This is a genomic window from Tardiphaga sp. (assembly GCF_041424195.1).
Lineage (GTDB): Bacteria > Pseudomonadota > Alphaproteobacteria > Rhizobiales > Xanthobacteraceae > Tardiphaga.
Genome location: NZ_JBGMOE010000222.1, coordinates 1 through 21,613, shown reverse-complemented (window position 1 = coordinate 21,613; position 21,613 = coordinate 1). Strand labels below are relative to the sequence as shown.

Genomic DNA, 21,613 nt, shown 5'->3' with positions numbered 1-21,613 from the left:
GGTCGTGTCGCCCCTCGAGGCGGCGAAAATAAAAATAATTGCACACGGGAAATTCTCAACCAGTCGCGTAAACAACCGGTCTCTGCCGGCGCGAGGGACCGTGCCAGCGAGGGCCTAAAGAAGAAATCCGCCGAACAAAGTAAATGCCCGGAAAACAACACTCGCTCTAAATTGGCCAGGGGGCGGCCATCTGGCCCTGACAATCGCGTGAGGGCCGCGAGAGGCGACGCGCCCACAGCCATCAGGCCAGCGTAAAGGCCTCGTGGACGGCGGATTGTACCGCGCCGCCAAGAACGGCGCCGCCGCCGGCGACATAGATCCAGTCGCCAATGACCGTGGCGCCGACCGCATGGCGCGGGGTCAACATCGGCGCGTGGCTCTGCCAGGTGTCGGAGGCCGGATCGTAGCTCTCCATCTGCCCGAATACCTTGCCCTGGGTGAGCTGCCCATTCTGTACCACGCCGGATTCGCCGCCCATGGCGAACAGCCGGTCGCGATACACCACTAGACCATGGCCTGAACGGATGGTCGGCAGTGCGGCGCGCAGCTCCCAGGTGTCGCGCTCGGGCAGATACACATGGTGCAGGTCGGTATTGTACTCGAACGTATTGAAGCGCCCGCCGATCACATGGATCACGCCGCGATAGGCGACGCAGCCGACATGGTCGCGCGCACCGGGCAGTGCCTTGCGGGTCTCCCATTTGTCGGTCCTGGGATCGTAGACTTCATGCCAGCCGACACTGGCGCGCTCGGCCGCCGGTTCCGACGCGCCGCCGATCAGATGGATCTTGCCGTTCAGCGCGACCGCAGCGCCGGCACCGCGCGGTCTCGGCAACGGCGCGATCGTATCCCAACGGTTGGCGGCGACATCATAGGCATAGGCGTTCTGATCCGAACCGCGGTTCTGCTGCACGAAGCCGCCAAGCGCATAGATACGTCCGGCATCGGCGGCGACCGAGACGTGATTGGCCCCGCGCGGCAGCGGCGCGGCGTCAAGCCATTGGTCTGACGCGGGGTCGTAGACATGGTGATAGGGGCGGTCGACACGGCCTTCGCCATAGCCGCCGACGATATGCATGCGGTCGGCCCATGACGTCGCCCATGCCATCTCGCTGCGCGGCAGCGGGAGCGCTGCGCGCGATACCCACTTGCCTTGCGGCCCTTTCGGCGCAGGACTTTCCGTGACGCGCTGTGCTTCCTGCTCCGGTGTCATGTGATGCGGCACGCCGCCCTGCAATTTGGCGTAGGGCTCTTTCGACGAGGGCGCCGCAGGCAACGCCGGATGACCGGCATGCTGCGCGTGGGCAGAGACTCCGCCCGCGACGACTGCAGCGCTTCCCAACACGAATGACCGACGATCCATCACATCACTCCGTGTTTTCCGATCGGAGCGGCTGGCTGTTACGCTCCCGGCTTCTTGTTCTGCCGATGCTCGACGAGGTCGGTGACCACGGCGGGATCGGCCAGGGTGGATGTATCACCCAGGGATGACGGCTCGTCCTCGGCGATCTTGCGCAGGATGCGGCGCATGATCTTGCCGGAGCGGGTCTTCGGCAGGCCCGGCGCGAACTGGATCAGATCCGGCGAGGCGATCGGGCCGATGTCCTTGCGTACCCAGGCGACCAACTCCTTGCGCAGCTCTTCCGTCGGCTCGACGCCGTTCATCAGCGTGACATAAGCGTAGATGCCCTGTCCCTTGATGTCGTGCGGATAGCCGACGACCGCGGCTTCGGACACTTTCTCATGCGCGACCAGCGATGACTCCACTTCCGCCGTGCCCATGCGGTGGCCCGACACGTTGATGACGTCATCGACGCGGCCTGTGATCCAGTAATAGCCGTCGGCATCGCGGCGGCAGCCGTCGCCGGTGAAGTACTTGTTCTTGTAGGTCGAGAAATAGGTCTGCTCGAAGCGGGCGTGATCGCCATAGACCGTGCGCATCTGCCCCGGCCACGACTTGGCGATGCAGAGATTGCCGGAGGTCTCGCCCTCCAGCACCTTGCCGTCGGCATCGACGATCTCGGGGACGACGCCAAAGAACGGCCGCGTCGCCGAGCCGGGCTTCAGCTTTGTTGCACCGGGCAGTGGCGTGATGAGAATGCCACCTGTTTCGGTCTGCCACCAGGTATCGACGATCGGCGCGCGCGCCTCGCCGACCACGTGATAGTACCACTCCCAGGCTTCCGGATTGATCGGCTCGCCGACCGATCCCAGCAATCGCAGGCTCTTGCGCGAGGTCTTCTTCACCGGCTCGTCGCCGGCCTGCATCAGCGCGCGGATTGCAGTGGGCGCGGTGTAGAAGATGTTGACCTGATGCTTGTCGATGACTTCCCAGAAGCGCGACATCGACGGATAGTTCGGCACGCCCTCGAACATCAGCGTGGTCGCGCCGTTGGCCAGCGGCCCATAGAGAATGTAGCTGTGGCCGGTGACCCAGCCGACATCGGCGGTGCACCAGTAGATATCGCCCTCGTGATAGTCGAACACATACTGATGTGTCATCGAGGCGAACAACAGATAGCCGCCTGTGGTGTGCAGCACGCCCTTGGGTTGGCCGGTGGAGCCGGACGTGTAGAGGATGAATAGCGGATCTTCCGCATTCATCGGCTCGCAGGGGCATTCGGTGGTGACGACTTCGGCGGCTTCGCGGTACCAGAAGTCACGGGCCGGATCCATATTCACCGGTGCGCCCGTGTGCTTGACGACGACGACCCAGTCGACACCGCCGGCCTTGGCGACCGCGGCATCCACATTGTTCTTCAGCGGCACCTTCTTGCCGCCGCGCAGGCCTTCATCGGCGGTGATGATGATCTTCGACTGGCAGTCGGTGATGCGCTGCGCCAGCGAGTCCGGTGAGAAGCCGGCGAAGACGACAGAGTGGATCGCGCCGATGCGCGCGCAGGCCAGCATTGCGTAAGCGGCTTCCGGAATCATCGGCAGATAAATCGTGACGCGGTCGCCTTTGCCGACATTGCGGTTGCGCAACACGTTGGCCATCTTGCAGACTTCGTCGTGCAGCTCCTGATAGCTGATGTGCTTCGACTGCGAGGGGTCGTCGCCTTCCCAGATGATCGCGGTCTGGTTGGCGCGCTTCGGTAGATGGCGGTCGATGCAGTTATAGGCGGCGTTCAGTACGCCATCCTCGAACCACTTGATCGAGATCTTGCCCGGGGCAAAGGACGAGTTCTCGATCTTGGTGGGGGCGTGGGTCCAGTTGAGGCGCTTGGCCTGCTCGGCCCAGAAGCCGTGGGAATCGCTGATCGAGCGCGCATACATCTCGTTGTATTTCGCGTCATCGACGAAGGCGCGCGTCGTCCACTCAGCCGGTACGTCGTAAATCTTGTCGGACATCGTCCCCTCCACCATCGTGCGACCGCTGCGCGAAGTCGCCGCCAGCCGGTTCTCGTTGCGCGCAATATGCGCCGGGGCGAGATAGCTGGACAAGCGGGGCCGGACTAGGCCTTTGGTCGGTCCGCAAGGTCGCAGTCCCGATCACGTTCGCGTTTTGCCGGCCGCCAAACCTTCATCATAAGGCCAATTCGGCCGATAAACGGTAACCAGCAACCGAAACCGCACGCCTGTGGACTCGCAATAGTTGCGGGAAGCCCCTAAATCGCCCTCGCGGGGACGGCCAAGCGGCCCGGAACCAAAAATCAATAAACGGCATTAGCAGAGAACAGGGCCGACGAGGCAGATAACACTATGATGGAACAGCAGAATTTCGCGCCTTCCCGGGCCGTTTCCGCCCGTTCCGTCGCGCGGTCAGCCGGTATGGCCAAGCCAAGTCTCAAGCCAAGTCCCGCGAGTGTTGAGGTTTTGGCCCGTGAAATGGGCCTGAAGCTTGGAGATCAGTCTGAGCTGACCATCCGCCGGCTCAAACGCGGAAAATCTTATTCCTTCGTCAGGGCCAACGGCACCCCGATCAAGCATGTCGGCACGATCAAGCGGCTGAACTCCATGGCGGTGCCCCCGGCCTATGCCGAGGTCCGCTATGCCGTTGATCCTACGTCGCATTTGCAGGCCGTAGGCCGCGACGCGGCCGGCCGGCTGCAATACCGCTATCACTCGGACTGGGAGAAGGTCCGCGAGCAGCGCAAGGCACATCGGCTGGCGAAGCTGGTGGCGGCACTGCCGAAGATCCGCCGCAACGTCTCGGCGGTTCTGGCCGGCGACGAGCCGACGCGTGAGTTCGCGCTCGCCGCTGTCATCGAACTCGTCACGCGGACCGCGATCCGTGCCGGCAATGAGAGCTACATGAAGCTGTCAGGCACGCGCGGCGCCACCACGCTGATGAAGTCGAACGTGCAGCTCGAAGACGATTGCATCGTGCTCACCTTCAAGGCCAAGGGCGGCAAGGCCGTGCGCAAGGAGTCCAACGCCTCGAAGCTCGTCCGCGCGATTGGTATTCTGCACGACGTGCCGGGCAAGCGCCTGTTCCAGTATCGCGACAATGCCGGCCGCATTCACAAGGTCAACACGGCAGCAGTGAACGCCTTCCTGCGGGATATCGCCGGCATCAAGATTTCACTGAAGGATTTCCGCACTCTGATGGCGTCGGCCACGGTGGCTGAAACCCTGTCACGGATCGAGCCGGCAGCCAGTGAGCGCGGACGCAGGAAACAGGTGCTCGACGCCGTGCGTTCGGCGGCGGACGAATTGCAGAACACGGCGGCGATCTGCCGCAAGAGCTATGTGCACGACACCATCGTCACGGCCTTCGAGGACGGTGTCCTTGCCCGCATCGCCGCGACGCAAACGGGCTATCGCTCGCAATCGAAGCGCGAGCAGCTTCTGGCGCAGGTGGTGGCCGAGGCGGGTTAGGTCACGCGAGTGTCCATACCGCCGTATTCTTGATCTCCGCATCTTCGAGATCGCGCGTCACCGGCACCTTGTATTCGGTCAGCTTGCGTAATTTATCCTTCGGCAAATAGCTGCGACCGGGATCGCCGATCAGGACAGATGCACCGCGCACGGCCTGCGCGGACAGAAATGCAAATGCGCGTTCAGCCGTGTCGCGCTCGTAGAAAATATCCCCTGCCAGAATCGTTTGCGCTTCGGGGGCAACCAGGCCGTCGAGCAGATCGTCACTGCGAGCGTTGATCCTAACGCCATTTTCAGCCGCGTTCAGTGCGATCGCCGTGCGTGCAAAGGCGTCGATATCATAGGCGAGGACGCTGCTTGCCCCGGCTTTCATCGCGGCGATAGCCACAAGCCCCGATCCCGATGCGAGATCGATGATGGTCTTGCCGGCAACATGCTCGGGATGATCGATAACAAAGCGCGCGAGCGCCTGTCCGCCGGCCCAGGCAAAGGCCCAGAACGGCGGCGGCAATCCGGCTTCGCCGAGTTCTTCCTCGGTCTTGCTCCATAGCGGCACGGCTTCGTCCGCCACGTACAACATGATTTCCGGCACCAGCGGCACCGGCAGCAGGCGCGTATTGGCGCGGATGAAAGCAACGGGATCAGATATTGCAGTTGGGTGGGCCGCGCCGTCGGCGCTCACAACCCGCCCATCTTGCAGAGCAGCTTCCATTCCTCGGCAGTGATCGGCGGCACCGACAGGCGGGACTGCTTCAGGATCGCGACGTCAGCAAGCTTCGGCTCAGCCTTGATCGCCGCCAGCGACACCGGCTTTGGTAGGTCTTGCACGGCCTTGACGTCGACGCAGACCCAGGGTGTTCCCGGCTCGGCGGTGGGATCGGGATGATGCTCCCTGATGATCTCGGCAATACCCACGATCTCCTTGCCGATATTCGAATGATAGAAGAAGGCGCGGTCGCCCTTCTTCATCTTCATCATGTTCAGCTTGGCGGTGTGGTTACGGATGCCGGTCCATTCGGTGCCCTTGGCACCGGCCTTTTTCTGCTCGTCCCACGACCAGGCGTCGGGCTCCGATTTGATCAGCCAATAGGCCATGCCTGCTATCCTTTATAGTCTGATATCGATGGGCGTGCCCGGTGCGACCCGTGCCCAGATGTCCTCAATTTCGCGATTTGTCACGGCGACGCAACCATCCGTCCAGTCGCGGAGTAGATGGAGCTTGCCGAGCCAGCTCATGCCGTTGCGCAGGCCGTGGATCATAATGTCGCCGCCCGGCGCCACGCCTTGCTGCCGCGCACGCTCGCTGTCTTCAGTATTCGGATAGGAGACATGGAGCGCGAGGTGAAAGCGGCTGCGGCCGTTCTTCGAATCGATGACGTAGCGTCCTTCGGGCGTACGCCCGTCGCCTTCACGCGTCTTGTGGCCGGCCGGCGTGGAGCCCAGCGACACCGGATAGGTCGCGAGCACGGTGCCGCCGCGCGATAGCGTCAGCGTGCGGGCACTCTTGTCGACGGTGACGAGATCGGCTCGCTCTTCTGCCGCGACCAGTTCGGGAAGTCGGCGACTGAGCTGCAGGAAGTCCCAACCAACGAAAAATGCACCCGCTGACAGCAGGAGCATCGCAATGGCCAGCGCATAGTTCCGAACCGACAGACTCATCCTTCTGCCTTGAACGGTCGCGTCAGCAGGCCTTCGATCACCTGATCGATGGTCGCTTCGCCGGCCAGGATCGCCGCCACGGCCATCGCCACCGGCATATCGACGCCCTTCGATACCGCAAGCTCGATCAGCACCGGCGCCGTGAACTCACCTTCGACAAGTTTGCCGGGCGCCGGTTGTTCGCCACGGCCGAGTGCCACGCCGAGCGAGAAATTACGCGACTGCGCGCTCGAACAGCTCAGGATCAGATCGCCCAATCCTGACAGGCCCGACAGCGTTTCGGTGCGCGCGCCGCAGGCGATGCCAAGTCGCAGTAATTCATTGAAGCCGCGCGTGGTCAAAGCTGCCAGAGCCGATGCGCCGAGCTGCTTGCCGGCGACGATGCCCGCCGCAATCGCCAGTACGTTCTTGGCCGCACCGCCGATCTCGACGCCGCGCACATCGGTGGAGTGATAGGGCCGGAACGTCGCCGAACCCAAAGCCTGCACGAGCGCGACGGCGATATCCTCGTCAGCGCAGGCGAGCGTCACGGCCGTGGGCAGGCCAGCCGCGACATCGTCAGCGAAATTCGGTCCCGACAAGATGGCAGGGATCACATGGGGTGCGATATCGGCGATGACTTCCGTCATGAATTTGTAGCTGCCGCGCTCGATGCCCTTGGCGCAGGCGATCACCGGAATGCCCGCGGGCAATAGCGGTGCGAGAGCGGTGAGTGCCTCCCGCAATTGCTGCGATGGGACCGCGAGCAAAATGATATCAGCGCGGGCGGCGAGCGTGAGATCAGCGCTGATAAAGACAGAGTCGTCGATGGCCGTGCCGGGCAGTCGCGGATTGACGCGCGACGTCTGCATCAGTTCGGCAGCTGCAGTCGAGCGTGCATAGAGCACGACCTCGCGGCCGGCGCGTGCAGCGACATCGGCCAGCGCCGTGCCGTAAGCACCAGCGCCGATCACCGCCACGGAGTTGAAGTTGGCCATGGTGTTCCCGTCAGTAAGCGGCGCGGGATTTGGAATGGCCCGCAGGTGCCTTGGCGTCAGCGTCGAGCAACCAGCGCGCGCGGGGCGGTGCTTCCATCGTGTCGGTGAGTCCCAGGGCAAGACGCTCTGCACCGGCCCAGGCGATCATCGCGCCGTTGTCGGTGCACAGTGCCGGCGGCGGGATGATCAGCGTGGTCTGCGCCTTTGCGGCGACCGCCTGTAGCGCGCCGCGGATCGCCTGGTTGGAGGCGACACCGCCGGCTGCGACGAGCGCATGTGGCGGGCCGAATTGGTCCTCGAACAGTTTGAGGCCAACGCTTAATCGATCTGCCGTCGATTCCAAGGCGGCGGCCTGGAAGCTGGCGCAGAGATCCGCGATGTCCTGTTCTTCCAGCGGAATGAGACGGCTGGCCTCGTTACGCACCGCGGTCTTGAGACCGGAGAGCGAGAAATTCGCGTCGGGCCGGCCGAGCATCGGCCGCGGAAACGCGAAGCGTTTGGGATCGCCGCCGGATGCGGCGCGTTCCACCTGCGGGCCGCCGGGATAGGGCAGGCCGAGCATTTTTGCCACTTTGTCGAAAGCCTCGCCCATGGCGTCATCGACGGTGGTGCCGAGCCGGACATAGTGGCCGACGCCGAGCACCGCGACGATCTGGGTATGGCCGCCGGACACGAGAAACAGGCAATATGGAAACGCCAAGGAAGTGGTCAGCCGCGGCGTCAGCGCATGGGCTTCGAGATGGTTCACGGCCACCAGCGGCGTGTCATGCACCATGGCGATGGCTTTGGCGGTGGTGAGCCCCACGATCACCCCGCCGATCAGGCCGGGGCCGGCGGCGGCGGCCACGCCGCTCAATTGCGCGAAATTGACGTCGGCGTCCTTCATCGCGCGGCTGACAATCCCGTCGAGCAGGTCGATATGGGCGCGCGCGGCGATCTCCGGCACTACGCCGCCATAGGGCGCGTGATCGTCGGTTTGCGAATGGACGATATTGGACAGGATCTTGCCGCTGCCGTCAGGCTGGCGTTCGATGACGGCGGCTGCGGTTTCATCGCAGGTCGTCTCGATTCCCAGCACCAGCATCGGTTGGTCGGTGGTCACTATCGGTCCTTGCTAAATCAGCTAAATCCGGGCTTTTCCTGTCCCCGGCGTAGCATTGCGGGGTTGCAAGGTGCAATCACTCGATGGCTGTGCGGCCTGCGAGACCCCCGAAACCGGACCTTAGATATGGCTATTCTCGTCACGCGCCCGCAGCCGGACAATACCAGCACCGCCGCCGCCTTGCGGGCGCGGGGCGTCGAGGTTCTGGCGGCGCCGATGCTCCGCTTCGAAAAGGTGATGCTGTCCATCGATGCGGACGCGGATTTCGGGGCCGTGATCGTGACGTCGGCCAATGCGCTGCGCGCGCTGGCTGATCAGCCGGTGCAGGCAGCCCTGCTGCATCTGCCGCTGTTCACGGTCGGCGAAAAGACCGCGCAGGCGGCGCGCGATCTCGGCTTTGCCAGGGTCCTGTCGGCCGATGGCGATGCCGCAGCACTCCGCGAACTGCTGACCGAGATCAGCAGGAGCAAATTGCTGAACAAGACCCGACCGCTCCTCTATCTGGCGGGCGCCGATCTGGCGCGGGACCTTGCCGGCGAACTCGGTGCGCGCGGTTTCACCGTGGTGACACAAACCACCTACCGGATGATGCCGGTGGCCGATCTGCCGGATGATGTTGCCGCGGCCTTTGTGGCCGGCAGAATTGAGGCCGTGCTGCATTACTCTCGGCGGAGCGCCCGGGCATTCTTCCGGGCGGCGGGTCTTTCGGGCGTTGAAATCGCTGCCCTCGCAGTTCCACATTATTGCCTGTCGGCCGCCGTCGGCATGATTGCCCATGATGCCGGAGCCACCCAGGTCGTGGTGGCGCAGACCCCGGACGAAAATGCCCTGTTCGCGGCGCTGGATCGTGCCATCGCGCCATTATCGCGTTAAGACTGCTGTGACCAAATCCCGATAGGGATCAGGCATGTCACGAGGGGACCCGACGCCATGGCCGACGATAGCGATGCAGGATCGTCTCCGGATGCCGGCCGGCCCAAGCGGCCACCGCCGACCATCGAATTGACGGCTGCCGGGGTCACCGAACGCCCGGTTGCAGCGGAGCCTGCGTCACCGGAAGCAGCATCGGAATCCGTCGATACCGCGCCGTCGGACATGCCGCCGTCCGAGCCCGCCGCGGAGGCTGCGGCTAACGACCCGGTGTCAGCGGCGCCTGCGCGCGCGCCTGTTCTGGTTCCAGCCACTGTGGGTGCCGTCGCTGGTGCGCTTGTCGCTGGTATTGCCTGGTTCGGGCTGAGTGGTGCTGCATCGAGCGATAAAGCGGATGTGGATGCACTGGCCTCTCGCATCGCCCAGATCGAAGCGCGCCCGATCGCTGCGCCGGATACGGGGCTGGCCACGCGGGTCGGGGCGCTCGAGAAATCCATCGGCGCCTTGCGCGGCGATCTTGCTGCTGCGAAGACGCAATCGGATCATGTTGTCGCCGATGTCAATCAACTCAAATCCGCGCCAATCACGGCAGCCGGCGTGGTCGATCTCGGGCCGATCAATGAGCGGCTCGGGCAGATCGAACGTGCTGCCAGCGAGTTGAAGTCGTCGGCCGCGCAACAGAAGGCCAAACCCGTCGATGACGCCGCCTTGCGCCGTGTCGTTGCGGCTTCGCTGCTCGACACATCGGTGCGCCAGGGCGAGCCCTATGCTGCGGCGCTTGCAGCCGTCAAACCGCTTGCAAGCATTGCCGATCAGCTGAAACCGCTCGATGCGTTTGCAACGACGGGCGTGCCGAACGCGGCCGGGCTCAGCCGTGAACTACTCGCATTATTGCCGAAGCTGGCACCGGCACCGGCCGAAGCACCTGCCGCAGGCGCAGGTTTCATGGATCGTCTGCAGGCTGGCGCCGCAAAGCTGATCCGCCTCGAGCGCACCGATGCCGCCGGTGCAGGCGACAACACCGGTGCGGTCTCGCGCGCGGCCACGGCTGCACGCAGCGGTGACATCGCTGCGGCCAGGCGTGAGCTGCTCACACTCTCGCCCGCCGATCGCGCGGCGGTTCAGCCCTGGCTCGATAGGGTCGATACCCGCGATGCGGCGCTCGCGGCTTCACGTCAATTCGCAGCCGACGCGGTGGCGGCGCTCTCCAAACCGGCGCCATAGGAATCCGATGTTCCGTATCATTCTGTTCCTCGTCTTGATCGCACTCGCGGCTGCGGGCGCGGCCTGGATGGCCGACCAGCCCGGCGATGTCGTGCTGTCCTGGGGCGTCTGGCGCGCCTCGCCGTCGTTGCCGGTGTTCCTGCTGGTCCTCGGCCTCCTCATGGTCGCCGCGATTCTGGCCTGGTCACTCCTGCGTGGTTTGTGGCGTGCACCCGAGCGGATGCGCCGCCGTCGCCGCGAGAAGCGTCACGCGCGCGGACGTCATGCCATTACCCATGGTCTGCTGGCGATCGGACAGGGCGATGGTCATGCTGCGCGGCGCCATGCCGACATCGCCAAGCGCCTGACATCGGACGATCCGCTCGCTTTGCTGCTGCAAGCCCAGTCCGCCCAGCTCGATGGCGACCGCGCCGGTGCGCATCGCGCCTTCCAGGCGATGGCCGAGCGTGGCGATACGCGGCTGCTGGGTCTGCGCGGCTTGTTCATCGAGGCGCAGCGCAGCGATGATCCCGTTGCTGCCGTCACGATCGCCGAAGAAGCGCTGAAACTGTCGCCGGCATCGACATGGGCGTCGCAAGCCGTGCTCGGCTTCCGCTGCGCGCAGGGCGACTGGACCGGCGCGCTGAAAATCCTCGACAACAATTTCGCCTCCGGCCTGATCGATCGCGCGACATTTCGCCGGCAGCGCGGCGTGCTGCTCACGGCGCGTGCGCTGGAACTGGAAACCGGGGATCGCGACCTGTCCCGCGAGAGTGTGATGGAGGCGATCAAGCTGGCGCCGACCTTGGTGCCGGCCGCCGTCCTCGCCAGCCGATTCCAGAGCGAGGCGCATCAGATCCGCCGCGCGATGAAGATCATCGAAGCCGCGTGGCTGGCGCAGCCGCATCCGGATCTCGCCGACGCCTATGCCCATGTGAAGCTCGGCGATTCCGCGCGGCAGCGGCTGGTGCGCGTCGAGACGCTGGCATCGAAAGTGCCAGGTCACATCGAAGGCGCGCTGGCGATCGCCCGCGCGGCCATCGATGCCGCCGAATTCACGCGCGCCCGCGAAGCACTGGCGCCGTTCACGGCCGACTCCACCCAGCGCGTCGCGATGCTGATGGCGGAAATCGAACGTACCGAACATGGCGACAGCGGTCGCGCCCGCGCCTGGACCATGCGTGCCGTGCGGGCTTTGCATGATCCGGTCTGGACCGCGGACGGCTATGTGTCCGATCGCTGGCGGCCGGTGTCCCCGGTCACCGGCCGGATCGATGCGTTCCAGTGGCAGACACCGCTGGCCGCGCTGCCGTCGGACAGGGCCTCGACCATAGAGACCGAAATCTTGCGCGAGACTGTCCTGGCCCCGCCGCCCGCGATGCCAAAACCTGTGGTGCCCGTGCCGGCCGAGGTCACACCCTCCGCGCCAGCTCAGGATCTCGCGGTGGAACCTGAAGGACCAGCACAGCCCGAACCGGTGGCCGATGCCGCGTCCGAACCCGCGGAGGCGCCGCCGCTCCCGAAACCGGCCCCCGCGCCGCGACCGCTGTTCCGTGACCGCAGCGATATCGCCAGCGCTGCCAAGCCCGCCGTGGCCATTCCGGCCGTCATCCCCATTGTTCGGCCCCCGGACGATCCCGGCGTGGACGAGGCCGACGATTATCGCGATGAATTCGCCGAATTGAATGCGGGCCAGCAACAGGGCGGCTGGCGCGGGTTTCTGCGGCGCTGGGGCGGCTGAAACCTCTCATTCGGGCCGAAATGGCAGGTTTGGGCGGGTGTTCGCTCAGCTTTTCGGTCGCCGCAGACGTCTCGGCTTCTTGCAAAGCAACGCCCCGGGCGATATCAGATGCCCCAGCGTTTTCGGCCGAAAAGCCGAATCGCCGCTTGGTTCGCCGCAATAGCTCAGTTGGTAGAGCACGTCATTCGTAATGACGGGGTCACAGGTTCGAGTCCTGTTTGCGGCACCATTTCGTTGTTCGTCAGACACGTTCGGCTGCCATCGATTCCCTCGGCCAACGCGTTGCCCGCAGCATCCCTCGTCCTGATCTCCATCGAAGCGGCTTTATCAGCTAACGAGATAACGCTACCTAGGGGCTGGGTCGCCGCGCCGCGGCGGGCGTGAAGGCTTGAGGGGCGATGGCTCAATCGGATACGGCGAAACAGTTCTTTTTCGCAGCCCTGGATCAACTCGATGCCAGGAACTTTGCCGAAGCCGAGCGGCTGTTCCGCGCGACACTTGAGGTGGTCCCGGACCATCTCTCCTCGCTTAACAATCTCTCGATTGCGCAGCTCGAGCAGGACAAATTCTCCGACGCAGCAGCAACGGCTCGAGCAATTCTCGGCCTGGACCAGAACAATCTGGCCGCCCTCACGATGTTGTCGACCTGCGAACTGCACGAAGGGCGTGACGCCGATGCCCTTGTAGCATGCCGGGCGATCGTGGCGATTGATCCGCGGAATGCCGAAGCCCATCACAAGATTGGCTTGATCAAGACAAGCGAAGGCGCATTCGCCGAAGCACTCGCGGCTTTCGATAAGGTTCTGGAGATCCAGCCCGGCGCTGCCGAGACCTGGCTGCGGCGCGGACATCTCGCGATGCAACTGGGCCACTATGACGACGCCCTTGCCTCCTATGATCGTCACCTTGAGTTCGCGCCGGATTCGATTTTGGGCATTCTCGGCCGTGCTTGTATTCTCAGCGAACAGGCGCGTTTCGGAGAGGCGCTCGATGCCTTTGAGCGCGTGGTCGCATTGAATGCTGGCCATGCGCATGCGTGGCTCGGTCGTGGCCATGTTCTCGCATCGCTGGATCGCCTCGAGGAAGCGGCGGCATCCTACGAAAAGTCCGTGTCGCTGGATGGCCGTGTGGTCGATGCGTGGGTCGCGCTTGGCGATGTGATGAACCGACGCCGCGATTTCCACGCGGCGTTACGTGCGTTCGATTCAGCGCTCACGCTGGCGCCGGAAACGGGCGCGGTGCGTCGCGGCCGCGCGGCCGCGCTGTCTCGCCTCGGTCGCCATGCTGACGCGGAAGCGGAGTTTCGATCGGCGCTGACACTGATGCCCGGCGATAGCGACATGTGGATCAGCCTCGGCAATCTGCTGACCTCCTTGTCGCGCTTCGATGACGCGCTTGCTGCGTATGGCGAGGCAAGAAAGATCGACCCGAGGCATCCGGGCGCGTGGCTTTGCCGGGCGAATGTGCTGGGTCTCGTCAAGCGCTATGACGAAGCGCTCGAGTGCTACCGCGAGGCGCTGCGTCTCAAACCCGATGATATCGATGTGTTCGACAGCCGCGCCAACATGTTCCTACAGATGAAGCGTTTCGAGGATGCGCTGTCGGACTATGACGCCGCCTATCGCTTGCGTCCGGACGTCTTCCATGTCGAAGGTGAACGGCTCCATGCGCAATTGCATATTGCCGACTGGACCGATGTGGTGGTGCGGCTTGCCGGTCTGGAGGCTGCCATTCGTGCGGGCAAGGAGCTGTCCACCCCATTCGTGTCGCTCGGCTTGTTGCCGTCGGCTGAATTGCACATGCAGCACGCGTCGCTATGGGCGGAGCGCCTGCCACGCGCATCGACCGAACCGTTTTGGAACGGCGAGCGCTATGACCATGTGAAGATCCGGCTTGCTTATGCATCCGCGGATTTTCACGAGCATGCGACCTCGCAACTGATGGCGGGCCTGTTTGAGCAGCATGATCGGTCGAGATTTGAACTTCTAGCAGTCTCGTTTGGTCCAGACGATCGGTCCGCGATGCGGAAACGCGTTCTCGCTCCCTTCGACCGAGTCATCGATGCGCGCGGCCGTACCAACTCGGAGGTGGCGCAGGACATCAGGTCTGCCGAAGTCGACATCCTGGTCGATTTGAAGGGCTATACGGAAGACAGCCGTCCCGGCATTTTCCTTCACCGGCCCTCGCCGATACAGGTGAGCTATCTCGGTTATCCCGGAACGCTCAGCCTGGATGCGATAGATTACATCTTGGCTGACAAGGTCGTAATTCCCGAAAGCGCCCGCCGATATTATTCGGAGAAGGTTGCCTATCTCCCGCATTGCTATCAATCAAATGACGAGAAGAAGATCATTGGTGTGCGCCACCTCAGTCGGGCTGCAGTCGGTCTGCCGGAGGACGGCACCGTATTCTGCTGCTTTAATAGCATTTACAAGATTTTGCCCGATGTCTTCGATTGCTGGATGAATATTCTGAGGCGTAGCCCGAACAGCGTGCTGTGGTTGCTCCGGCCCAATGCGGTAGCCGAGCGGAACCTGAAGCGCGAGGCCGTGGTGCGTGGCATCGATCCGGGGCGACTCGTCTTCGCTGCGCGCGTTCCCCTATCGGATCATCTGGCCCGGCACAGCCTTGCCGATCTGTTTCTGGACACACTTCCCTACAATGCGCATACCACGTCCAGCGATGCGCTCTGGGCCGGCCTTCCCGTGCTGACCCAGCAGGGAGAGACTTTTGCGGGTCGTGTATCTGCCAGCCTTTTAGATGCCTTGGGTCTCGCCGAACTCGTTGCCGACGATCGCCGGAGCTACGAAGATCTCGCGGTGCTGCTGGCCAGCGATTCCGCCCGTCTGAATGGTATCAAGGCCAAACTGGCGGCCAACCGCCTCGCTAGTCCGCTCTTCGACAGCGCCCGCTTCACCCGCGATCTCGAGGATCTGTATGGCCAGATGTACCGCCGCCATCTCGATAGTTTACCGCCCGATCATATCGAGACGGGCGGATGACCGGGCAGGTCGCAGCCTTGGTGCCTCACGCGGCCGTGGCAGGCATTTCCAGATCGGCCCAGATCGCGGCGAAATAGGCCTGGAAGGCAGCGTCGGTGCGCAGTGCTACGGGATCGCGGCCTGCCTTGGGCAGATCGATGACGTGGAGCGCGCGCACCGTCGCCGGACGTGCGCTGAGCACCAGAACCCGGTCGGCCATGGCGATGGCTTCGCCGATGTCATGGGTCACCAGAATGGCGCTCTTGCCGTTTTCGGCGATGATGCGTGATACGTCGGCCTGCAGCAGCAACCGCGTCTGGAAGTCCAGCGCCGAGAACGGCTCATCCAGCAGGATGACCTGCGGATCGAACGCCAGCGTGCGCATGATCGCCACGCGCTGCCGCATGCCGCCTGACAAGGTTGCGGGCTTGGCGTTCTCGAAGCCGGCGAGGCCGTAGGCGCGGATCAGTTTCATGGCGATCTCGCGCGAGGTCTGTCGCGGGGCCCCGCGCACCTCCAGCCCGAGCATCACATTGTCGATGACGGAACGCCACGGCAGCAGTAGGTCCTTCTGAAGCATGTAGCCGACATGTCCTGCGGCATCGTCGACGCGGATGCCTGCGACCTCCACATGTCCGCGCGTCGGCTTCAGCAAACCGGCAATGACATTGAACAATGTGGACTTGCCGCAGCCGGACGGGCCGACAATGGCGAGCGTTTCGCCCTGTCGGAGTTCGAAGCTGACGTTGCGGATGGCTTCGACAAACTGCTTGCCGCTTCCGAACGATGCGCCGACCTGCTCGGCCTTGAGTACAGCGGACGTGGACGACGACGTTGCGATTTGCGTCATGACGTTCATGCATCCACCTCGCTGCAGAAGCCGAGCAGCATGTTGTTGAAAACATCGGGGGTTACGGCGGTGAAGGCATGGGCGCCCCATTCCACCTCGCGAACACGTGCGCCGGGAATGGCGGCAGCCAGTTGTTGTGTCAGATAGGCCGGCACCAGGCTGTCGTCCCGCGACGAGGCCAGCAGTGTGGGTGTTGCAATGGTCGCGAGAGCGTCGCCGGGGTCGAAGGCGAGAAACATGTCGATGCGTGCATTCATCGTGGCCGCTGCCGGGAAGTGCGCGAGGATGCGCTCTTCTTCCGCGTCGAGCTGCGCGGCGTTTTCTGAAATCCATTGCGGTGGATAGAGAAACAGCGGCTGCGCCCGCACATAGGCCTTCGGACCCGACTGATTCAGGATCTGCTTGCGGACCTCGAAGCAGCGTCGCAGGAACGGATCGGCGCGGCCCCAGCCGTTCACCACCACCAGGCTGCGCAGGCGCGCGGGATCGCGCAGGGCAAGCTCAATTCCGACGATGCCGCCGATGGCATGGCCCACCACATGCGCATTGCTGACACCGGCGTGGTCGAGCACATGCACGATGTCATCGGCCATGCCGGCGATCGATCGCGGTGGTGCGTTGCTACTCGCACTGCGACCGGTGCCGACATGGTCGTAGAGAATGACCTGGTGGTGCTGCGCGAGCGCTGCGACCTGCGGCGTCCAGAACGACCCGCTGCCGCCCATGCCCGCCGACATGAGGATCGCCGTTCCGTGTCCATGAGTTTCGTAAAAGATGTCGGCGTCACCGCCGCTTGCATAGGGCATGGCTTGTCTTGCAGGTTCGAGCGATGAAAAGTCAGAAGCGCAGTCGGCGTTCGAGAAGGTCGATCGCGCCGTACATCAGCAGCGCCACAGCCATGAGCGCGGCGATGCCGACCCAGACGGCGTTCAAATCGTAGAGCACGCCGGCGTAGTAGATCATGTAGCCGAGGCCCTCTTTCGAGGCGATGTATTCGCCGACCACCGCACCGATCAGCGCGAAGCCGACATTGAGACGGAAGGCGGACACGATCCACGGCATGGCGCCCGGAATGACGACGGTTCGCCATGTCTTCCAGCGGCTGGCGCCGAGCGAGCGCATCAATTTAATCAGGTCGCTATCGACCTCTTTGGCGCCCTGCTGTGCAGTGATCACGGCGACGATGAAGGTGATGATGGCGGCGATGGCGATCTTCGACGAAATGCCGATTCCGAACCACACGATAATCAAGGGTGCGAGTGCAATCTTCGGCAGGCCGTTGAGCGCGATGAGATAGGGGCGCAGCACCGCTGCGCTGGTCGGAAACAGCCAGAGCAACAGGCCAACTGCACTGCCGGCGATGGTGCCGATCAGGAAGCCGGCGATGGCTTCCCAGGCGGTCAGTGCGGCGTCGCGCAGGAGCTCTCCGTTGGCGATCAGAATCGAAGCCTTGGCGAAGATTCCGCTGGGCCGTCCGTAGAGATAGACCGCGATCCATTTGAAGCTGATCGCAATTTCCCAGGCTGCAAGCAGTACGGCCAGAAGTGCCACTTGCAGGAGTGCGATCCGCAACACCGGCGGCATCAGCCGCCGCTCGACATTGGCCGGGGTGGCTTCAATGGTCGTCACATCAAGCTCGCTTGTGCGCGATCGACGCGATTTCGACGAGGCAATCCGGCTTCACCAATCCGCACTGGATGCAGTAGCGGGCCGGCTTCTCGCCGGGGAAGTATTCGGCATAGACCTTGTTGACGGCGCCGTAATTGGCCCAGTCGGTCACGAAGATGGAGTTGAAGGTGATGTCGGCCATCGTCGCGCCGGCTGCGGTCAGCACGCTCTTGATGGTCTCGAGGATGTGCCGGGTCTGCGCTGCCGCATCGCCGACATGAACGACGTCGTTATTCTTGTCGAAGGCCAGCGTGCCGGACACATAGATCACGCCATCGGCCATCATGCCGGGCGAGTAAGGTGCGAGCGGCGGATGAGTGCCGGGCGGAATGATCGCGCGATCTGTCATGGGATCCTCAGGCTTTGGTGGAGGGTTCAGTCTGCGCAAATGCGCGGCGGAAATCGGCGGTGCTCGACACCCAGCCGAAAAAGTTTTCGATATTGAAGACGGAAGCTTTCTGGACGTAGTCGGGCCCCGCCTGATGCGTGGCGTCTTCGAGCATCACGCCGAAATATTCGAGATGGAAGCCGTCGCGCAGTGTCGACTCAACGCAGACATTGGTGGCGATGCCGCAGAACACCAGATTGCGGATGCCCCGCGCGCGCAGGATGCTGTCGAACTGGCTGTTGAAGAAGCCGCTATAGCGCGGCTTGGGCACAACGATGTCGCCCGGCCGCGGTTTGAGGTCGTCGACCAGCGCATAATCCCAACCACCCTTGGCAAGCAGGCTGCCGTGCAATTCCGGGCGTGCGCGCATGGTCTTGAGTGCATTCGACTTGTGCCAGTTCGGGGATCCGGGACCGCCGGCTTCGACATAGTCCGCGTCCCAGCCGTTCTGGAAGTAGATCACGGTGACGCCAGCCTCGCGTGCGACGTCCACTGTGTCCTTGATCGCGACAATCGCTGCCTTGGCGCCGGAAATATCGAAGCCGGCCAGATCGAGATAGCCGTTCGGTGACGCGTAGGCGTTCTGCATGTCGACCACGACGACTGCAGTCTCCTCGACCGCGAGCCGCAACGGTTCGGGACGTGCGGGCAAGGTGACGTAGCGTCGTTCCGGCGGAAAGCTGGTGGAGACCGACATCACGCGAGTCCGAATTCCTTGGTCGCTTTCTCGGCGAAGCGATTGTCGACCATCTGCGTATAAGGCAACGTCGTTGAGACCGCGCCGCCGCCCTGTTCCAGCAACATCGCGCGATCCCATTCCTCGGCGGAAATGGTCGGGTTTTTCGGGATCGCCGTCTTGCTGCCGAAGAAATTCTTCGTCGCATTTGCGACCACCGAGGGCGCGACTTTCGGGAAGTACTTCGCTGCGACCTCGGTGAAGACGGCGTTGTTCTCGTGCATCATCTTCTGCGCTTCGGCGATGGCGTTACAGAAACCCTGCACCGCCTCCGGATTGGAGGCGATCACGTCTTCGGTGGCCATGGCCGTGGTAAAACACAGCGGCCCGAGCAGATCGGCGAATGACAGCGAGGGAACGAGGCCGAACTGTTCGGCGCCGATGCTGATGTCCCATTCGAATGCGGTGGCGATGTCGGCGCGGCCATCCTTGACGGCTGCAGCTTGGGCGCCTGGTGGCAATTCCAGGAAGGTGACGCCGGCTTCCTTGGGATCGAACTTGCCGACCGTCTTCATCGCATAGGTTGGGACCTGGATCGTCGAGGACGGAAATTTCAGCGTCGCGATGGTCTTGCCGCGCAGATCGTCGATGGTGGTGATCTTGGTGTCCGGGCGGGTCATTCCCCACATCGACACGCCGCCGACGATCTTGGCGATATTCTTGATCTTGCCGCCTTCGCGCGTGGCGTTGACCGACATGCCAGGGCTGGTGACGCCGATCTGGCCGCGGCCGGACAGCAGGATCGGCACCGGCAGGGCGATGCCGCCGGCAGTCGAGAGATCCGTGTCGAGGCCATGTTTGGCAAACAGGCCCTTATCGGCAGCGACATAGAGCGAGGCATACATGCCGAGCCGGATGGCTTCCGACACCAGCACCTTGCGGCCGGCGGCAAAGGCCGGTCCGCCCAGACCAGCAAACGGGGCGGCCGCGGCGCCGATGAGCGAATATTTGAGTAGGTTGCGCCTGTCGATCATGCCTCGGTCCCTCGCCGCCATTGCCGATGTCAGATGATGCGCTGCATAATTTTTAGCCGCAGCGGTATTTCGCATAAAATTCTTGCACTCGTCAATTTCATTAACAAGTCGGGAAAAATAGATATATTTATCTGTAATGCTTATGAATATCGACCTTCGGCAGCTCCGCGCCTTTGTCGAGGTGGTTCAGGCTGGCAGTTTCAGCCTGGCCGCGCGGAAACTTGGCGTCTCCCAATCCGCCCTCAGCCAGGCTGTTCGCCAGCTTGAGGATGAGTTGCAGGTCCGGCTGCTGGACCGGACGACGCGCAGCGTTCAGCTCAGCAAGGTCGGTGTCGAATTCCTGCCCGGCATCCAGCGCCTGCTCGCGGATCTCGATCATCAGCTTCAGGATTTGCGTGACCTGCGCGAGCATCGCCGCGGCCATGTGACGGTGGCTTGTGTGCCGTCGGTGGCATTGCGCCTGATGCCGGTGGTGCTGGCGAACTTCCAGCGCGAATATCCCATGGTCAGCGTGACGCTCAAGGAGGTGTCACGGCATCAGATCATTGCCGGGCTGCGCAGCGGCGATGCCGAGCTCGGTATCGCCAATGTCCCGGGCGAAGATGCCGATCTCGACGCGACGAAACTCGTGACCGACCGGTTTGCGCTGGTGATGCGACGGGATCACGCGCTGGCGTCGCAAGACGCCGTCAACTGGGTAGACGGCGTCGCCGCGGGCATGATCGCGATGGCGACCGGCACCGGCATCCGGCTGGAAATGGAACGCGGCCTGCAGGAACTCGGCCACAGCAGTCCGCTGCATGAGGCCGAACACCCGGCGACCTTGCTTGCCATGGTCGAGGCCGGCGTCGGCGTGGCGCCGTTGCCGGGTCTGGCGTTGCCCGCGGCGGACCATCCTGTGCTGACCTTCCGCAGGCTGCTCGATCCGGTGATCGAGCGCGACCTGTATCTGATCCGGCGCGTCGGGCGTGATCTGTCGCCGGCCGGCCGGGCGCTTTACCGCGGCATCCAGCTCGTGGCGCAATCGATCCGCGAGCGCACCGCCGCCGGGTGATGGCGAACACGCTTTGACCTTGCTCCCCGGAGTCCCTATTTTGGGATGCACAGTCCTATTTTGGTAGTTTGAGCCCCCTTATGACCGCCTCGCTGAAAGCCATCGACGGATCGGCTGATTTGCCTGTCCTGATGAACGACCTCGCCCGGAGCGCCCGTGCGGCTGCGCGTGCGTTGGCGGTGGCCCCGGCGGAGCAGAAGAATCGGGCCCTTGCGGCCATGGAACGCGCGATCCGCGCCGGCGCGCCGGCGATTCTGGCGGCCAATGCCGAGGATGTCGCCGAAGTGCGCGCCAATGGCGCCACATCGGCCTTTATCGACCGGCTGACCCTGACCGAGGCGCGCGTGCATGCGATGGCGGATGGCATCCGCGTCATTCATGACATCGCCGATCCCGTCGGCGCCGTGACCGAAAGCTGGCAGCGGCCGAATGGCATGACCATCGAACGCGTGCGCGTGCCGCTCGGCGTCGTCGCAGTGATTTTCGAGAGCCGTCCGAATGTTGCGGCGGATGCCGGCGTGTTGTGCCTGAAGTCCGGCAATGCCGTGATCCTGCGCGGCGGCTCGGACAGTTTCCGCTCCTGCCGCGC

Annotated in this window: 19 protein-coding genes, 1 tRNA gene and 2 pseudogenes; 9 read left to right on the top strand and 13 right to left on the bottom strand. The window is 63.6% G+C overall.

Annotation, left to right across the window (positions count from 1 at the left end):
* Window positions 1-241: 241 nt before the first annotated feature.
* Both ACEK02_RS30350 and acs read right to left on the bottom strand, forming a co-directional pair.
* Entirely contained in the window at window positions 242-1,363 is a 1,122-nt protein-coding gene (locus ACEK02_RS30350; protein WP_371425141.1) for a Kelch repeat-containing protein, read from the bottom strand.
* Between the two features lie 38 nt (window positions 1,364-1,401).
* Window positions 1,402-3,351: an acetate--CoA ligase gene (acs, locus tag ACEK02_RS30345; protein WP_371425140.1), complete on the bottom strand. Its 1,950-nt coding sequence runs from the start codon at window positions 3,349-3,351 to the stop codon at window positions 1,402-1,404.
* A 420-nt stretch (window positions 3,352-3,771) separates the two neighbouring features.
* On the opposite strand from acs, the gene ACEK02_RS30340 reads away from it, so the two are divergent.
* The gene (locus ACEK02_RS30340) at window positions 3,772-4,821 is read left to right on the top strand and encodes a DNA topoisomerase IB (protein ID WP_371425139.1); all 1,050 of its coding nucleotides are present in this window, start codon (window positions 3,772-3,774) and stop codon (window positions 4,819-4,821) included.
* A gap of 1 nt (window position 4,822) precedes the next feature.
* On the opposite strand, the gene ACEK02_RS30335 is transcribed toward ACEK02_RS30340, so the two are convergent.
* The 5 genes from ACEK02_RS30335 to tsaD are packed head-to-tail and all read right to left on the bottom strand — an operon-like array spanning window position 4,823 to window position 8,541.
* On the bottom strand, window positions 4,823-5,533 hold the full coding sequence (locus tag ACEK02_RS30335; protein ID WP_371425138.1) for a methyltransferase: 711 nt from the start codon (window positions 5,531-5,533) through the stop codon (window positions 4,823-4,825).
* A complete protein-coding gene (locus tag ACEK02_RS30330; protein WP_115033147.1) occupies window positions 5,500-5,916 on the bottom strand; it encodes an EVE domain-containing protein in 417 nt (138 codons plus the stop codon). The genes ACEK02_RS30335 and ACEK02_RS30330 overlap by 34 nt, the downstream gene beginning before the upstream one ends.
* Before the next feature lie 12 nt (window positions 5,917-5,928).
* Entirely contained in the window at window positions 5,929-6,480 is a 552-nt protein-coding gene (locus tag ACEK02_RS30325) for a murein L,D-transpeptidase family protein (RefSeq protein ID WP_371425137.1), read from the bottom strand.
* Window positions 6,477-7,457 carry an NAD(P)H-dependent glycerol-3-phosphate dehydrogenase gene (locus ACEK02_RS30320; RefSeq protein ID WP_371425136.1) on the bottom strand — a complete coding sequence of 327 codons (981 nt, stop codon included), beginning with the start codon at window positions 7,455-7,457 and terminating at the stop codon, window positions 6,477-6,479. Before ACEK02_RS30320 ends, ACEK02_RS30325 begins: the two co-directional genes overlap by 4 nt.
* Before the next feature lie 10 nt (window positions 7,458-7,467).
* A complete protein-coding gene (tsaD, locus tag ACEK02_RS30315; RefSeq protein ID WP_371425149.1) occupies window positions 7,468-8,541 on the bottom strand; it encodes a tRNA (adenosine(37)-N6)-threonylcarbamoyltransferase complex transferase subunit TsaD in 1,074 nt (357 codons plus the stop codon).
* A 144-nt stretch (window positions 8,542-8,685) separates the two neighbouring features.
* Here tsaD and ACEK02_RS30310 point away from each other — a divergent pair, with 144 nt between their 5' ends.
* The 5 genes from ACEK02_RS30310 to ACEK02_RS30290 all read left to right on the top strand — a co-directional run bounded on the left by ACEK02_RS30310 (window position 8,686) and on the right by ACEK02_RS30290 (window position 15,375).
* A complete protein-coding gene (locus tag ACEK02_RS30310) occupies window positions 8,686-9,432 on the top strand; it encodes a uroporphyrinogen-III synthase (RefSeq protein ID WP_371425135.1) in 747 nt (248 codons plus the stop codon).
* A 57-nt stretch (window positions 9,433-9,489) separates the two neighbouring features.
* A complete protein-coding gene (locus ACEK02_RS30305) occupies window positions 9,490-10,653 on the top strand; it encodes a COG4223 family protein (RefSeq protein ID WP_371425134.1) in 1,164 nt (387 codons plus the stop codon).
* A gap of 7 nt (window positions 10,654-10,660) precedes the next feature.
* Window positions 10,661-12,373, top strand: a complete 1,713-nt coding sequence (locus ACEK02_RS30300) for a heme biosynthesis protein HemY (protein WP_371425133.1) — start codon at window positions 10,661-10,663, stop codon at window positions 12,371-12,373.
* Window positions 12,374-12,526: 153 nt separating this feature from the next.
* Window positions 12,527-12,602 (top strand) — tRNA-Thr (locus ACEK02_RS30295).
* 169 nt (window positions 12,603-12,771) lie between these two features.
* Complete coding sequence (locus ACEK02_RS30290; RefSeq protein WP_371425132.1) at window positions 12,772-15,375, top strand: tetratricopeptide repeat protein; 2,604 nt, start codon at window positions 12,772-12,774, stop codon at window positions 15,373-15,375.
* A 25-nt stretch (window positions 15,376-15,400) separates the two neighbouring features.
* Here the strand turns inward: ACEK02_RS30290 and ACEK02_RS30285 are convergent, their stop codons facing one another.
* From ACEK02_RS30285 to ACEK02_RS30260, 6 genes are read right to left on the bottom strand one after another with little or no spacing between them, the layout of a single operon-like run.
* A complete protein-coding gene (locus ACEK02_RS30285) occupies window positions 15,401-16,204 on the bottom strand; it encodes an ABC transporter ATP-binding protein (protein ID WP_371425131.1) in 804 nt (267 codons plus the stop codon).
* 5 nt (window positions 16,205-16,209) lie between these two features.
* Window positions 16,210-17,010 carry a pyrimidine utilization protein D gene (gene rutD / locus ACEK02_RS30280; RefSeq protein WP_371425130.1) on the bottom strand — a complete coding sequence of 267 codons (801 nt, stop codon included), beginning with the start codon at window positions 17,008-17,010 and terminating at the stop codon, window positions 16,210-16,212.
* A 31-nt stretch (window positions 17,011-17,041) separates the two neighbouring features.
* Window positions 17,042-17,833, bottom strand: a complete 792-nt coding sequence (locus ACEK02_RS30275; RefSeq protein WP_371425129.1) for an ABC transporter permease — start codon at window positions 17,831-17,833, stop codon at window positions 17,042-17,044.
* A 1-nt stretch (window position 17,834) separates the two neighbouring features.
* Window positions 17,835-18,221 (bottom strand): pyrimidine utilization protein C, encoded by a 387-nt coding sequence (gene rutC / locus ACEK02_RS30270; RefSeq protein WP_371425128.1) that lies wholly within the window; start codon window positions 18,219-18,221, stop codon window positions 17,835-17,837.
* 7 nt (window positions 18,222-18,228) lie between these two features.
* Window positions 18,229-18,957 (bottom strand): pyrimidine utilization protein B, encoded by a 729-nt coding sequence (gene rutB, locus ACEK02_RS30265; RefSeq protein ID WP_371425127.1) that lies wholly within the window; start codon window positions 18,955-18,957, stop codon window positions 18,229-18,231.
* Window positions 18,957-19,970 carry an ABC transporter substrate-binding protein gene (locus tag ACEK02_RS30260; protein WP_371425126.1) on the bottom strand — a complete coding sequence of 338 codons (1,014 nt, stop codon included), beginning with the start codon at window positions 19,968-19,970 and terminating at the stop codon, window positions 18,957-18,959. The genes rutB and ACEK02_RS30260 overlap by 1 nt, the downstream gene beginning before the upstream one ends.
* A gap of 136 nt (window positions 19,971-20,106) precedes the next feature.
* Between ACEK02_RS30260 and ACEK02_RS30255 the strand changes: the two are divergent.
* From ACEK02_RS30255 to proA, 3 genes and pseudogenes are all read left to right on the top strand, one after another.
* Window positions 20,107-20,241, top strand: a pseudogene (locus tag ACEK02_RS30255) (LysR family transcriptional regulator); the annotation flags it as partial.
* Between the two features lie 192 nt (window positions 20,242-20,433).
* The gene (locus ACEK02_RS30250) at window positions 20,434-21,024 is read left to right on the top strand and encodes a LysR substrate-binding domain-containing protein (RefSeq protein ID WP_371425148.1); all 591 of its coding nucleotides are present in this window, start codon (window positions 20,434-20,436) and stop codon (window positions 21,022-21,024) included.
* A gap of 80 nt (window positions 21,025-21,104) precedes the next feature.
* Window positions 21,105-21,613: pseudogene (gene proA, locus ACEK02_RS30245) on the top strand (gamma-glutamyl-phosphate reductase); the annotation flags it as partial.

Bases quoted from the DNA above. Each gene is read 5' to 3' on its own strand.
- rutC (WP_371425128.1), bottom strand. From the start codon at position 18,221: ATGACAGATCGCGCGATCATTCCGCCCGGCACTCATCCGCCGCTCGCA.
- ACEK02_RS30300 (WP_371425133.1), top strand. From the start codon at position 10,661: ATGTTCCGTATCATTCTGTTCCTCGTCTTGATCGCACTCGCGGCTGCG.
- ACEK02_RS30320 (WP_371425136.1), bottom strand. From the start codon at position 7,457: ATGGCCAACTTCAACTCCGTGGCGGTGATCGGCGCTGGTGCTTACGGC.
- rutB (WP_371425127.1), bottom strand. From the start codon at position 18,957: ATGTCGGTCTCCACCAGCTTTCCGCCGGAACGACGCTACGTCACCTTG.
- ACEK02_RS30260 (WP_371425126.1), bottom strand. From the start codon at position 19,970: ATGATCGACAGGCGCAACCTACTCAAATATTCGCTCATCGGCGCCGCG.
- ACEK02_RS30350 (WP_371425141.1), bottom strand. From the start codon at position 1,363: ATGGATCGTCGGTCATTCGTGTTGGGAAGCGCTGCAGTCGTCGCGGGC.
- ACEK02_RS30335 (WP_371425138.1), bottom strand. From the start codon at position 5,533: ATGGAAGCTGCTCTGCAAGATGGGCGGGTTGTGAGCGCCGACGGCGCG.
- ACEK02_RS30325 (WP_371425137.1), bottom strand. From the start codon at position 6,480: ATGAGTCTGTCGGTTCGGAACTATGCGCTGGCCATTGCGATGCTCCTG.
- rutD (WP_371425130.1), bottom strand. From the start codon at position 17,010: ATGCCCTATGCAAGCGGCGGTGACGCCGACATCTTTTACGAAACTCAT.
- ACEK02_RS30310 (WP_371425135.1), top strand. From the start codon at position 8,686: ATGGCTATTCTCGTCACGCGCCCGCAGCCGGACAATACCAGCACCGCC.
- ACEK02_RS30305 (WP_371425134.1), top strand. From the start codon at position 9,490: ATGGCCGACGATAGCGATGCAGGATCGTCTCCGGATGCCGGCCGGCCC.
- ACEK02_RS30285 (WP_371425131.1), bottom strand. From the start codon at position 16,204: ATGACGCAAATCGCAACGTCGTCGTCCACGTCCGCTGTACTCAAGGCC.
- ACEK02_RS30330 (WP_115033147.1), bottom strand. From the start codon at position 5,916: ATGGCCTATTGGCTGATCAAATCGGAGCCCGACGCCTGGTCGTGGGAC.
- tsaD (WP_371425149.1), bottom strand. From the start codon at position 8,541: ATGCTGGTGCTGGGAATCGAGACGACCTGCGATGAAACCGCAGCCGCC.
- ACEK02_RS30340 (WP_371425139.1), top strand. From the start codon at position 3,772: ATGGCCAAGCCAAGTCTCAAGCCAAGTCCCGCGAGTGTTGAGGTTTTG.
- ACEK02_RS30250 (WP_371425148.1), top strand. From the start codon at position 20,434: ATGCCGGTGGTGCTGGCGAACTTCCAGCGCGAATATCCCATGGTCAGC.
- ACEK02_RS30290 (WP_371425132.1), top strand. From the start codon at position 12,772: ATGGCTCAATCGGATACGGCGAAACAGTTCTTTTTCGCAGCCCTGGAT.
- acs (WP_371425140.1), bottom strand. From the start codon at position 3,351: ATGTCCGACAAGATTTACGACGTACCGGCTGAGTGGACGACGCGCGCC.